Origin of the sequence: Pedobacter sp. AW31-3R, assembly GCF_052180285.1 — a bacterium.
Classification (GTDB): Bacteria; Bacteroidota; Bacteroidia; order Sphingobacteriales; family Sphingobacteriaceae; genus Pedobacter.
This window is the reverse complement of the sequence record NZ_CP197475.1, coordinates 4,802,216-4,816,393: the sequence shown is the minus strand read 5'-3', so window position 1 is coordinate 4,816,393 and position 14,178 is coordinate 4,802,216. Positions and strand designations below refer to the sequence as shown.

Below are 14,178 nucleotides of genomic sequence, written 5' to 3'. Positions count from 1 at the left end.
CGCAGCACTATTGACACAATTATTTGATTTTCATATATTTAATGTATTAAAACACACTAGATATGGCAATCAGAGAACCCGTATTTAAGCCCTATAACCAACAGCAGATTCTTGCCATTCCGCCCACTCTTGATGAATTAATTCCTGATTCCCATCCTGTTAGAGTTGTAAATGAGGTGATTAATAAGATTAGTATAGAACCTCTTCTAAAAGCCTACCACATTAAAGGCAGTTCCAGCTATCATCCCCAACTTTTGCTTAAAGTTCTGGTTTATGGTTATCTCACCAATATCTATTCGAGCCGTAAGCTGGCTGCCGCTTGCCGTGAAAGCATCTACTTTATGTGGCTGAGCTCCATGAGCTACCCAGATCACAATACCATCAACCGTTTCCGGGGTGTACGCCTGAAACATGCCCTTCGCAGTGTATTTGAGGATGTGGTAAAACTACTTGCCGCTGAAGGCTTATTAAGTATTGAGGAAATCAATACCGACGGGACTAAGATCGAAGCCAGTGCCAACAAGTACACTTTTGTCTGGAAGAAATCCATTCAGACCAATAAGGAAAAAATGAAAAAGCAGCTGACCCACATTTGGGAATATGCGCAACAGGTGGCCAGTGATGAAGACAAGATGCCTGAGCCGCCTGATTTTAAACAGATTGATAGTGAGAAGGTAAAGCAAGCTGTAGAGCAGCTGAATGAAAAGCTTGCCGGGCAGAAAGATATAGACAAGAAAGTGAAGGATAAGCTAAAGTATGTAACTAAAAATTATCCGCAGAATATAGCCAGATATGAAGCTCAGGAGGCTATTTTGGGCGAGAGAAACAGTTATAGTAAGACAGATACAGATGCTACTTTCATGCGGATGAAAGAAGACCACATGAAAAACGGACAGCTGAAGCCCGGCTATAATGTACAGATATCTACCTCTAACCAGTTTATCGTCAATTACACGATACATCCCAACCCAACCGACACGACTACCCTGAAGATCCACCTGGAACAACACGTAAGCAGCTTTGGAAAAGCACCAAAGAAACTTACAGCAGATGCAGGCTATGGTTCTGAGGAAAACTACCAACTGCTGGAAGATCAGAAAGTTGAGGCTTTTGTGAAATATGGCATGTTCGATAAACAGCAGAAGGGTAAGTACAACAGCAAATCTCCTTTTGGGGCAGACAAACTTTTTTATAACCAGCAGCAGGATTGTTATATCTGCCCAATGGGCCAGCAAATGCTGTCAATCGGGTCTTACACAAAAAAGACGACAACAGGCTTTAAGCAAACCCTTAAAAGATACCAGGCAAGGAATTGTGAAAACTGTCCTATGAGAGCAGTTTGCCATAAATCAAAAGAGAACCGCATCATTGAAATCAATGAAAACCTGAACAGGCTTAAGCAAAACGCATTCGAAAAGCTGAACAGCGAAGAAGGAATACAGCGGCGAAAGAAACGATGTTATGATGTAGAACCTGTCTTCGGAAATATCAAACAGAACCACGGGTTCCGCCGCTTTAGGCTCCGTGGAAAGGAAAAAGTGGCCATCGAATGGGGCTTACTCGCAATTGCACAAAATATCAGAAAAAAAGCAGCCTAAAAGAGCTGTTTCATTGACCTTTTTCAAAATCAGATGACTAAAATGCAAATGAACGCGTTGGTGTCCAGAGATGGTACAAAACTTACCCATCATAAAAAAAGGCTGCATCATCTAATTTGATACAGCCTCTTTTTTATTGAAAGAGAGAGGGCTATGAATCAATCAGGGCGAGGATCAATACAGCTGTCCGCTTCTTCCAACTATTCCTTTTAAGAGGAAACCGCTTTGTATTCTTGATCATTACCCGGCTTCGAACTCAAAAACGCTTATTGGGGTATTCCATAATTTAGGCATTGACAGAACGTCAATTCTCTGTAAGAAAAAACACTATATATTATCTGAGCCTCTCATTATGGCTTCAAGCGCAGTATTCATTCGCATCTGCACAAATCCTTTATACAAGTTCAACTATTTTGGGTAACCAAAAAATGAGCTGATTTTGCTGCATGTTTGAGGTAAAAATCAAAAATGCTTTCTGTAAAATAATTTCTTATTAATCGTTACATTCGTTCAGGCAAATTATAGCTATAAATGTAATCGTCCTTTTACCAGGCATTTCAAATTGATCATCTAAAAAATAAATTATCAAACTAAATGACCTTTCTCTTCTTCTTTAGTGCTTTAGGAGCTTTTAATGGCTTCTTGCTTTCGTTATACTTTGCTATCAATGCTAAAAAGAAAGATTTTACAAACTACTTCTTATCATTGCTCTTATTGGTTTTAAGTGTCAGAATTGCTAAATCAGTATTTTTCTTTTTTAATCCAGACTTAGCTAACATCTTTATTCAGATTGGGCTTTCTGCTTGCATTCTCATTGGGCCCTTTCTTTTTTTATACCTGAAATCGTACACAGCGGGGGGAAAACAAAATTGGATAAAACATGTAGTCCCTTATTTGGGCGCAATTACGATATTAGGATATTTTTATCCTTACGATGAACATATTGTCCTGTGGTCGAGCTGGATTTTAAAAGCCATTTATTTTCAATGGTTCATTTATATTGTCTTGTCATTAACCTACCTCCGTCCAATTATTCAAAAACTTAAAGAGAAAGAAAGTTTAAAAAGAATGGATTTTTGGTTCCTTAGCATCTACCTTGGAGTAGCCGCTACATGGCTGGCCTATACTACTGCGGCTTATACTTCCTATATCGTAGGGGCCTTATCATTTACTTTTGTTTTGTATTTAACTGTCTTGCTTTTGATTTTTAGAAATAGCACTGAGACTGCTATAAGTATAGAAAAGGAGAAATACAAGAACAAAGAAATAGACAAGGAAACACTGGACTCAATTGACCAAAAGCTATCAATAATCATAGAAAAAGAGTTGTTTCTTAATCCGAATTTCAGCCTCGAAGAAGCATCAAAAGAACTGAAGCTAACAAAGCATATCTTGTCTCAATACGTAAACGAAGTACTAGGGAAATCGTTTTCCAATCTGATCAAAGAATACAGGGTTGAGAAAGCAAAAAAACTATTGGAAACTGAGAAAAACTATACCATTGAAAGTTTGGGCTATGATAGTGGCTTTAATTCAAAATCAACCTTCTTTACGGCCTTTAAAAAAGTTACAGGATTAACCCCTGCCGAATATCAGAAACTGCAATCAAAATGAGTCCGACATTATAAAATCGAACTTCTACTTTATGATTTGAGAACCTTTTAAGTATCCCTACACTGGATATTTGCCCTCATTATTAAAAAATAAATTTTAAAATGAGAAAAGTGTTTTTATTAATCGTGATTATTGTATTTATGCTATGCAATGCATTAATCGCTCAAATCAAAATTTCTGGTCAAGTTGTTACTCTTGAAAATAATCCACTTGAATATGCTGAAGTTATCCTTTTTTCAGCGCAGTCTATTCCTTTGGTAAATCGCCTTACAAATGAGAAAGGTGAATTTACGATGGAATATCAAAAGGGTATTTATAAATTAGAAATTCGTCAATTCAAGCAGGTTTTATTCACTAAAGACCTCACATTGGATTCAGCTTTTAATGCTGGAACCATAATGGTAGATGCGACAAAGACCTTAGGAACCGTGGTGATTTCTAAAAAGAAAGAGTTGGTAGAAAGAAAAGTAGACAGACTGGTTTTTAACATTGAAAATACGATCAGCGCGGTTGGTGGTGATGCTTTAGAAGCATTGAAAATTACGCCGGGAGTACTGGTGCGAAATGAGGCTGTAACCATCGTCGGTAAACAATCGATAAGGGTTTTGGTAGATGACAAGATGCTGGAACTAGGTGAAGGAGATCTGGCAAATTTCCTCAGATCAATCCCGGCGGATAATATCAAAAATATTGAAGTGATTACCACACCGCCTGCTAAATATGATGCTGCCGGAGGAAGTGGATTAATTAATATTAGATTGAAGAAGGCACAGACAGATTCCTGGAGTCTTTCTTTAGGTAACAGTTATTTACGTAGGTACGACGAAGGTGAAGGGGCAATGACGAGTAACTTTATGTATAGTAAAAATAAGTTAAGTCTTTCTTCTTCATTGAATTACAGGGAAGGTGGCGAGACATTTACTTATCAGGACTACAACGCTTTTCCTAGTGAATTGTGGAATACGAAACAAAGATTCAATAGGGATTATAAACGAATCAATGGCATTTTGGGCATGCAATATTTACCGGCTCCCAATTGGACCCTGGGCTTTCAGTACATAGCTAACTTTAACAAAACGAATTCCAATAGAAATACAAGGTCATTGGTTTCCGATTACCATACCGATGTAGCTTTTAATGACATATCGTCTTTTACTACTGCCCGTCAGAAACCTGATTTCAATTCGATAAACCTTTTTAATGAATTTAAACTTGATTCCCTTGGAAGGAAAATAATATTGAATTTGGATTATTTTAAATATTCAAATAATGATACCAGACCTTATGAAGGTAAATCGGTAATGAATAATTCAGGTGTCGTCCAGTATTTTAAAGGGATTAATGATAACTCGCAACGCACCAATAACTATTCAGGTAAAGTTGATATGGAAATACCTTCAAAATTAGCCAATTGGAATTTTGGAGGAAAGATCTCTGTTTCTAATACAGCCAACAATATCGCTGCCTTTAATAGTGGGTTGGTGAACAGTCCCATCACTAATATGCCACAAACGGCCCATAAATTTGACTATAACGAATATGTTCAAGCGCTATATTTCTCTGGAAGTAAGAGGTTTAAAAATAATTTGGAAGCGCAGGTTGGGCTGAGGATGGAAGCTACGCAAACGAAATCTTATAATGAGAATTTGAACCATTCTTTGAATACCAATTATACAAAACTATTTCCTTCTGTTAATTTATCTTATGCTCCTAATGGAAATTCAACTTACAGGTTGAGTTACGGTAGAAGGGTAGCACGGCCTAATTTCTCAGAATTAAATCCAAATGTTACCTACATCACACCTTTTTTAACTGTTGAAGGCAATCAGGTACTGAGGCCATATTTTGTAGACAATTTTGAATTCATCTATTCCTATAAAAAACTAGAAAGTAAATTATATTACAGTATAGAAAACGATGTGTTTAACCAAATAGGTTTGCCAGATGTAAATACGAATAATATTCGCCTGATCTATCAAAATATATTTAATCTTAAAAGGTACGGATTCTCAGAGTCTTTTACTTTTGATCAATTTAAATGGTGGAGTAGCAATAACCTGTTTAATATAAACTATACCAGTTCCCAAACTATAGATCTATCAGCAAGAGCTGTAGACGGTTTTACTTCATTCATTACAAGTAACAATGATTTCAATTTAAATAAAGCCAAAACAGTATTGGTAAATCTAGGTTTTGAATATTATTTCCTGGGGGCGTATGGAATTGATAAGATAAAAGCATTCACTTCCACATCATTGGCTATTCAATACCTTTTGCTTAATAACAACTTGAGGATAAACTTAAAAGCTAGTGATATTTTTAAATCAGACCGATATAGGTTTAACTCAACCGTCGCCGGAGTACACAGAAGCTCTGACTATTATTTTGATACCAGGTTAGTGCAATTATCCTTAAACTACAGGTTCGGAAGTAAGAAAGTTAACGTTAAAAACAGACAGACCGGGAATCAAGAGGAGAGAGCGAGGACAGGAAATTAGCTTTTTATACCCTCTTCATAAGTCGGGCCATACAAACCAGGAACCTTATTTCCGGTAGCACGTAAATAAACGATTAATTCGCCACGGTGGTGATAGATATGGTTAAAAAGGAATCCACGGGATATTATACCCCTTGGCATAGGGCCAAGCACTACCTTTTCACCTGCTTTCATCGTCCAATTGTCCTGCAATTTCTGTTCAGTAAGCGAGCTCAATGCTATTCTGGCTTTTTCTACGTTACTTTCAAAAAGCGTCAGGGTAGCCTGAATATCATTGGGATCCCCGCGCTCAAGCTGGTCGGAAGCAATGTCGTATACATCTTTAGTAAGTGTGCCCACATACCAGTAGTAGATCGTGGCAATATGCTGGGCAAGTTCGCCCATGGTCCAGGAAATTTCTGATGGTTTATAACCCAGGTCTTTTTCCGGGACAGCATGGAGTAATTTACGGGTGCTGTTTACTTCATGCTCGAATTCTTGTGTCAATTGCTGTAGTATCATATCAAAATAGTTCAGAATAGAGTTAAAATAATAGTAACGGAAAAAGGTTACCTGTGGTTTATAATTTCTCCATCTTTCATTTCCACTATCCGGTCACTTTTCCTGGCAAAATCTTCATCATGTGTTACTGCAATGATGGTCTGATTATAATTATGGGATAGGTCCCTGAAGATATCAAACACGATTTCTGTATTCTTACTGTCCAGATTCCCTGTCGGTTCATCTCCCATAATAATTAAAGGGTCATTGATCATCGCCCTTGCTATGGCAACACGTTGTTGTTGTCCTCCAGACAGTTTACTGGCAGGTTTAAGCGCTTGATCCGCAAGGCCCAGCATTTCAAGCTTCTGGTAAGCTTTTGCCTCGATCTCTTTTTCAGATAATCTCCCTAACCTCAGTGCAGGAATCATCACGTTCTTCAGGCAGGTAAATTCCGCGAGTAAATAATGGAACTGAAATACAAATCCGATCTTTTCATTTCTTATGGCGGCCAGCTGATCTATTGTTTGATTGGTCATCAGTTGTTCATCGATATACAATTCTCCCTTGTAGTCAGTATCCATTGTTGACAGGATATAGAGTAAGGTAGATTTTCCACTGCCCGATTTTCCGACCAGGGTTAAAAGTTCACTTTTCCTTACTTCAAAAGTCACATTCCTGAGCACCTGAAATTCTACAGGATCATAAAAGTATTTATTGATCCCTGTAGTCCTTAAAATGATGCCACTTTCCGTTGCTTTGGGGGCAGTGCCATTGATAGGTATTTCATCCTTCATAAATATTCCAATTACATTAAATCACGCCTTATTTTCTGAATATAGCTACAGGATCTACTTTTGCAGCTTTCCTGGCTGGCAGGTAACCGGCAAAAAAAGTAATGAGTAAACCCAGAACAATTCCCTGAATGAATTTCCTGCCTTCGTAATCAATAGGGAAGTACCCAATGTCACCTCCCACATAGGTGTTTTTTAAAATGGTGACTAAGATAAGGGCGATAACCACGCCTCCTGTTACCCCAATCGCTCCGATGGTGATGGCCTGCGTGACAAAGATCTTGACCACGTCTTTCCCTCTGAAACCTATCGCCTTCAATATCGCAATGTCGTTTATTTTTTGGCTTACGGTCATATTCAGAATGTTATATATACCAAAACCTGCTACCAGCAGGATAAGGGAGGAAACCAGACTGATGACGATAAAACGCATTTTGTTCGCCGCTACGATAGATGCATTTGCCTCCTGCCAGCTTTCAGCCTTATATCCGGTAAGCTGTGTAATCACTTTTCCGACTCTTTTGGCATCCTCAGGATCTGTGATGTTCACATTAATGTCTGTTATATAGGAAGCGCCCTCCTTTTGTAATTGTTGCGCAGAGACAAGATTGATATACGACTTTGTTTTATCCAGGGCAGCGATATTGGTCTTAAAAAAACCAACGACCTTGTAAGTCCTGTTTACCCCCTTTGCAGAAGTCAGGTTGAGGTTGTCGCCGACACTCAGATTCATTCTTTCAGCGACACGTACACCGATCACTATACCTCTCGGATTTGTATTCAAAGCTTCAAAGTCACCCGCGACCATCGTAGATTTAATATTGTACATGATATTGGCTTCGCTGGGTTTAATGCCTACAGCAATACCGGATATCTGCGATTTCCCATTATTATAAAACACCGGTACATTTACCTGAGGGGTGACTACAGTGACCTCTTTCTGCCTGAGAATGGTTTCCGATACCATATTGGGATCAATAATCGTGTTGCTCTGGGGAACAACTTTTGGATTGACAATAATAAACCGTGCTGCGGAGTCTTGCACCAGTTCTTTGCTGATCGTTTCTTCATGATAAACCCTGATGTGAGCGGTGTTTTTGAATACATTTGTAGTCACGCTTCTATCCAGTGCCAGGACAAGACAATTCATGAAAATATAAATTGACATCCCTAACAACACACCAAGAGCTGCTATTAAAGTCTGCTTCTTTCCCGAAAAAATGTAAGTATTCGCAATGTCTACGTTAATGTTCATCTTTTCAGTTTTTCAAGGGTAAAACCATATCATCCTTCGTGATTCCCTTCAAAACTTCCACATACTCCGAGGAGATGATGCCAGTTTCGATAACGACATATTCATCCTTACCCTTCACATTCACCCTGTTGCCATAATCCATTAAAATCCTTGGGATGAGCAAGGCATTTTTCTTTTCTCCAATGAATATATTTGCTTCCAGCTGGGTACCATAAAATCCATTATTCACCGGCTCGCTGAAAATAGCTTTACAGATGAACGACTGGGTTTTGTCATCAAATGCTGCCTGTATTTCTGAGATAGCCGCCTTGTAGATCCTTGAATGATCGGTATTCAGTTTTACAAAAACTTTCTGTCCGACCTTAATCTTTCCGATACTGCTCTCATCCACATTCAGTATAATTTCAATCCGCTGGGCATCCCCAATGGTAGCAATGACATCACCTTTTTTTACGAAATCACCGTTTTTCTTTAACTTCCCGATAACAGTGCCAGGCATGGGCGCGGTAAGGCTGTTGTACTGCTGGGTAATCCTGCTATTTTTTAGCTGACCTGTAGTGTTGATGTAATTTTGCTTCGCCTGCTGTTGCAATTGTGCATATTGTTTTTTTAGCGCATTCAGGTTACTGAGCGAATTTTCAGCGCTGAGCTGATAATTCTCATATTCTGCCTTCGCGACACTTTGGCTACGGTATAAGCGCTCGTAACGCTCTGCCTGCAATTTGTCCTGCCTGTATTTTAAATTGGCATAACCTATATTCTGTTGCAATTGCAGCAGGGCAGGGGAGTTGGCTGTCAGATTTTGTGCACTGATGGCGAGTTGTTCCCGGGCAGTTTCAGTATTGACGATGTTCGTGGCATTGTCAATTTTTCCCAGGATAGCTCCCTTATCGATTGTCTTTCCGATCTCAAAATTGACTGCTGATAGTACCCCCTCAGTTTGGGCCATGAGGCTGTAATTATTTTTCCATTCCAGAGTTCCGGAAGCAAACACCAGTTCTTTGATATCCTGTACAATAGGTTTCGTCCCTTTTTCCTGTTGACAGGAGATCATTAAGAGGCTTATGATTGCGGTGGTGAGTAGACTACGGTTCATCTGTTAATATTTGTTATTGATATCAATCCTGCTTTTATTGAATCCAATAGCAGCCAATGCGGTTACCACGTTAAGTCTGGCGTTGAGCAGATCGTTATGTGCAATCAGCAACCTGTCCAGGCTCAATATATTTTCCTCGTATTGCTGGAAATTCTTTAAATAAGTATCTTCTTTTAGCTGGGCTATTTTTTTAAGATTTAGTAACTGACTCAAGGCCTTTTCATAGTCAAGTGACAGCTGCCCGTTTTTTGTCTCTGCTTCCCTAATACTGTGTTCATAGGTGTTTTTTAAAAGACTACGCTGGAATTGCTTATTGCGGATGGCAGATAGTTTGGAGACCGTGGTAGGTAGGTCCATGCTTAATTTCAGGCCCACGTAACTGTAATCTATCCAGCTGGAAGCAGAGTGGAAAAATCCGGTATTGCTTAGGTTTTGCCAGCTGAACGACGACACAAAAGATAAAGAAGGCAAATGCTGTAATCGGGCAATCCTGAGTTCTTGCTCAGCCATACTCAATTGTAGCCTTGCATCCTGTACCTCCAGCATATTGTTTACCGGCGAAGAATGAGCTGTATTTTCAAATACCCCGACATTTTCGGTTAGCACCGGAATAAAACTGTTTTCAAAGAATAATGCAAGGCTCTCCTCCTGTATTCTGGTGTTGAAATGCAGTTGCTCTAGTTGATCATGAAGGGTGATCAGATTGACCTGTGCCTCATTGAGGTCCTGTTTGCGTCCAACACCCTCATTAAAGCGGTTTTGCGTAATCTGCACGATGCTGTCAGCAATTGCAATATTTTGCTTTAAGATCTCTGTCTGTCCATGAAAAGAAATGATGTTGAAATAGATTGCATTGATCTGGTCATAGAGCTGCCGTTCCTCGATTTTACTTTTAACAGCAGTGAGTTCCTTATTTATTTTTGCAGATTTGACCTGTGAGAAGTTTGCCAGGTTGAGTACATCAAACTGCGGTTGTATATTGAAAACGGAAGAATACTGCTGGCCTGTCGTTATTTTCTTCAATGTTCCGGGTTGTCCGAAAACTTCCCCGGGTAAAAAGATCACTTGTTGCTGAAGGTTGTTCAGCGTCTGAACTGAAGCAGGAATACGGGGATTCAGTGCATTTCCCAAGGCCGTTTTTTGGCTGAGGTCGGACAGTTTCTTTTGTATCTCTATATTTTCGAAAGTGTGGTTGTATTGCTTTGCGATATCCAAAACTTCCTGTAGGGTATTAAAACTTTTTTGTTCCTGTGCATGAACAAATTGGCAAAATAGCATGCATAACAAAACCAATAGGATGATGCAGGTATTTTTTCGAATACTTACCGACATGACATGTTAAATTTTTGATTGTAGATCATTTAATGGGTTCGTCAAATTTATCCTGCAAAAATACAGATGTTCCTTCCTTTTTGCCATCTTTTTTATTGCTCATTAATTCTTAAATTACACTATATAATTCCCATCACAATTCCAGTTTTAACGGCTTCGGTAGCATTAATGACCTGCATTTTCCTGATGATGTTCTGTCTGTGACGGTGTACAGTACTAATCGCAATATTTAACTGGTCAGCAATCTGTTTACTGAGCATCCCCCGGGCTACCATTCCAAGTACTTCCCGCTCCCGGTCTGTCAGCAAATGCTGATCAAAATACTGGTACTGGTCCACTGTGACCACTTCGCCAGTCTCATTGTTCATTATTTTTCCGTCAATACCCTGTTGCGGATGCTGATCGGTGGAGGGCATATAGATGCACAAAGCGAGCCAGATGCTGCCATCGGACAGGCTTTCCGGATAAAGTGTACGATGGTTGATATATTGGTATTTTCCAACTGCATTACAGGCCCTGATACGGCTGTGGGTGCTGTATTTCGGTCGTTCTTTTTGCGGCTGACTTTTCTGGAATTGAAAGTAGCGCAATTCAAGTACATGACGTTCTACTAAATCATCGGGATGGATCTTATTAAAAATGAGTTCTTCGAAAGCAGAATCAATTTCCATAGGGTTTGATGGAAGACCGAAGAATTTTCCGAAGCTGCCTGCATAAATATAACTGCGGTTTGTCTTGAAATCGGATAACACGGAAACATTGTTGTCTATACTTACATAATTTTGTACATACTGTCTGTATTGATTAAGCAGGATCTCCATCGTATCTTCAGCACCGAAGGGCTGTTCAAGTAAGGTGGCACTGAGTTGCTCATTAAGAGACCTGGTGATGATCATACGCAGAATAAATGGTTAATTATGAGTATTGCATAGTCTTTTGTCCGGTACTAGCTTTATCGCTCAAAAATAGAGTAATTTCATTCTTTATCTACTAAACACTAATTTTTATGAGAAAATTTTTTTTTATTGCCGGTACACTAATGGGAATCCTTGTTATGGCAGGCTGTGGGAATAAACCTGCAGAACAGACTACTGCTGCAGTTGAGACCACATCGGATTCTGCACGCGTAAGCGGCATCCCCTGTGACGTGAAACTGCCGGGTATCCATTTTACAAAAGCTATCAATGGGGCAGATACCTCAATAGCGCTGTCGGAAGGGGGAAAGATAAGATTTCGGGCAGGAGAAAAAAAGGATTTTTTTTGTGACCCGAATGAGCAGCTTTCCAATAATACCGCACCAATTTTGCTTTCAGCAGTAGACAATACCAAACCTTTTACCCTAATGGCTAAAGTAAAGCCTGAATTCACAAAGGAAGGACAATACAATGCGGGAGTGCTGTACATTTATGTGAATGACAATTTCTGGCAAAAGCATTGTTTCGAACAGGATGAACGTGGTCAGCACCGGATCGTAACTGTTCGTACAGTGGGGACATCAGATGATAACAACCATGATGTGGTAACGAGTCCGGCAGTGTACATGAAGATCTCCTCAGACACACGGACTGTGGCGAGTTATTATTCCCTGAATAAAAAAACATGGCATATGGTACGTTTGTATAAAAATAATTACCCTTCAAAAATATGGATGGGCATCAGTAATCAGTGTCCGGTAGATAAAGGAAGCTTTTCTGATTTTGAAGAACTGAGCTTAACACAAAGCAGTGTAAAGGATTTCAGAATGGGAGATTAAATAACTGTTAAGTTAATCATGTATTTATTCTGTAAATAACACGGTGATTAACGTTTTGTTAACATTGGAAGCCGTTCTTTGTGCTTGCTGAACTAATCCCGGTGTTGGCAAAATAGTTTTTTACAATGATTTCTGTTTATAGAATATTAAAAGTCAGTATACTTTCTGTGATACTGACTTTTTCACTCCTCATTAACGGGGTGTATGCAGCAGATGCCCCTGATCCAACAATAGATGACATCATAGAACTCAGTAAGCGTTATCCGGATTCTGCATTTCTTCTGCTTAAAAAACTGCACCATGAATCAGTGCTGAAGCAGGATAACCGGACTACAGGTATCTGCTTGCAGCAAATGGGAGAAATCTGTTATGCGCAGGGACACCTTGCCCAATCCCTGGATTATTATCACCAGGCCCATAAGTTATTTACCCAGTTAAAAGACAAGGGGCTGCTGGCGAATAACTTCAATGACGTTGGGACTGTCTATTACCAGAACCTGGACAAAGTGACCTCAAGGAAGCAATATGATCAGGCTATGCGCCTATATAGTGACATTAAGGACAGAGCCGGATTGGGCGAAACCTATGGAAATATTGGTCATTTGTATGAAAAAGAGCAACGGTATGACAGTGCTTTTTACTATCAGCAAAGGGCATTGAAAGAATATAGCCATATCGATCATAAACGGGGAATGGCAAAGATCTATGAGAATCTTGGAAGCATTTTTGAAGATCTGGAACGTTACGATTCTGCAAGATATTACTTTGACAAGTCGCTCATCTTGTATAAGAAAGTAAACAATCAGGTTTCGAGCATAGAGGTGATTAATAATATTGGTGACATTCTGCGCAAAACAGGAAAATATAAAGACGGCTTACTGTATTCTCAGCAAGCATTAAAAATGTCGCTCGATACAAAAAATGAATATCAGGAAGCTTCAGCCTACAGGGATATTGCAAAGGCTTATAATCTTTTGGGAATTCAGGACAGTGCCTTCTACTATTTAGAACTTAGCCGGAAACATTCCCTGAACATTTATTCGGATCAGAATAACAGGCAAATGTCTTTCCTAAAGATTATTTATGACACCGATAAAAAGAATGATGAGATTGCGCGATTGGAGAACGGGCGGAAAATCAATTTTATTATAGGCACTGCTGTAGTGGTAGTGATCGCACTATTGATCGTCATGGGCTTACTGACCATATCAAGGCAGCGGTTAAAGCTGAGGGAAAGCAAGGCCATTGCTGAAAAAAATGAGCAGCTTAATCTTGCACAGCAGGCACAGCTGGAACTTAAAAGCAAAGAACTGACCACACATACCTTACAGGTAATTCAGCACAATCAGTTTCTGGAAAGTATCCGTGATAAAATGGAAGAGATGATTAAGGAGGAAAAGCGGGACCAGAAAAGACAACTGCAGCAGCTGGTGAAACAAATAGGTCAGAATATCAATCAGGATCAGCAATGGAAAGATTTCACCACCATGTTTGAAGGGCTTCACCAGTCATTTTTTGATAATTTAAAAAACCACTGCGCCGATCTTACTGTGAATGATATGCGGTTAATTGCCTTACTAAAGATGAATATGAGCTCTAAAGATATGGCTGTCATATTTGGGATATCCCAGGACAGTTTAAGAGTTGCACGTTACAGGCTCAGGAAGAAACTGAATATTGATCAGGGAGATAACCTGAGCGCTTTCATACAAACGATCTGAGCGGTAAACGCTATTGTTTCTTGAGCTTAACAATTCCT

At 39.4% G+C, this 14,178-nt stretch carries 11 protein-coding genes; 5 read left to right on the top strand and 6 right to left on the bottom strand.

The window, feature by feature from the left end; all coding sequences use genetic code 11:
- Positions 1–62: 62 nt before the first annotated feature.
- The 3 genes from ACSBL2_RS19805 (at position 63) to ACSBL2_RS19795 (ending at position 5,710) form a co-directional block, all read left to right on the top strand.
- The gene (locus tag ACSBL2_RS19805) at positions 63–1,598 is read left to right on the top strand and encodes an IS1182 family transposase (RefSeq protein WP_442587651.1); all 1,536 of its coding nucleotides are present in this window, start codon (positions 63–65) and stop codon (positions 1,596–1,598) included.
- Positions 1,599–2,192: 594 nt separating this feature from the next.
- Positions 2,193–3,212 (top strand): helix-turn-helix domain-containing protein, encoded by a 1,020-nt coding sequence (locus ACSBL2_RS19800; RefSeq protein ID WP_442588287.1) that lies wholly within the window; start codon positions 2,193–2,195, stop codon positions 3,210–3,212.
- 101 nt (positions 3,213–3,313) lie between these two features.
- Positions 3,314–5,710, top strand: a complete 2,397-nt coding sequence (locus ACSBL2_RS19795; RefSeq protein ID WP_442588286.1) for a TonB-dependent receptor domain-containing protein — start codon at positions 3,314–3,316, stop codon at positions 5,708–5,710.
- Here the strand turns inward: ACSBL2_RS19795 and ACSBL2_RS19790 are convergent.
- The 6 genes from ACSBL2_RS19790 to ACSBL2_RS19765 all read right to left on the bottom strand — a co-directional run bounded on the left by ACSBL2_RS19790 (position 5,707) and on the right by ACSBL2_RS19765 (position 11,562).
- A complete protein-coding gene (locus tag ACSBL2_RS19790) occupies positions 5,707–6,210 on the bottom strand; it encodes a DinB family protein (RefSeq protein ID WP_442588285.1) in 504 nt (167 codons plus the stop codon). The genes ACSBL2_RS19795 and ACSBL2_RS19790 overlap by 4 nt on opposite strands.
- Positions 6,211–6,257: 47 nt before the next feature.
- Complete coding sequence (locus ACSBL2_RS19785) at positions 6,258–6,986, bottom strand: ABC transporter ATP-binding protein (protein ID WP_442588284.1); 729 nt, start codon at positions 6,984–6,986, stop codon at positions 6,258–6,260.
- Positions 6,987–7,014: 28 nt separating this feature from the next.
- Positions 7,015–8,238, bottom strand: coding sequence for an ABC transporter permease (locus ACSBL2_RS19780; protein WP_442588283.1), 1,224 nt, complete (start codon positions 8,236–8,238; stop codon positions 7,015–7,017).
- Between the two features lie 4 nt (positions 8,239–8,242).
- Positions 8,243–9,334: an efflux RND transporter periplasmic adaptor subunit gene (locus tag ACSBL2_RS19775; RefSeq protein WP_442588282.1), complete on the bottom strand. Its 1,092-nt coding sequence runs from the start codon at positions 9,332–9,334 to the stop codon at positions 8,243–8,245.
- Positions 9,335–9,337: 3 nt separating this feature from the next.
- On the bottom strand, positions 9,338–10,549 hold the full coding sequence (locus ACSBL2_RS19770) for a TolC family protein (protein WP_442588281.1): 1,212 nt from the start codon (positions 10,547–10,549) through the stop codon (positions 9,338–9,340).
- Positions 10,550–10,785: 236 nt separating this feature from the next.
- Complete coding sequence (locus ACSBL2_RS19765; protein WP_442588280.1) at positions 10,786–11,562, bottom strand: response regulator transcription factor; 777 nt, start codon at positions 11,560–11,562, stop codon at positions 10,786–10,788.
- Positions 11,563–11,672: 110 nt separating this feature from the next.
- On the opposite strand from ACSBL2_RS19765, the gene ACSBL2_RS19760 reads away from it, so the two are divergent.
- Entirely contained in the window at positions 11,673–12,419 is a 747-nt protein-coding gene (locus ACSBL2_RS19760) for a DUF1349 domain-containing protein (protein WP_442588279.1), read from the top strand.
- Positions 12,420–12,544: 125 nt separating this feature from the next.
- Positions 12,545–14,140, top strand: a complete 1,596-nt coding sequence (locus ACSBL2_RS19755; RefSeq protein WP_442588278.1) for a tetratricopeptide repeat protein — start codon at positions 12,545–12,547, stop codon at positions 14,138–14,140.
- Positions 14,141–14,178: the final 38 nt, after the last annotated feature.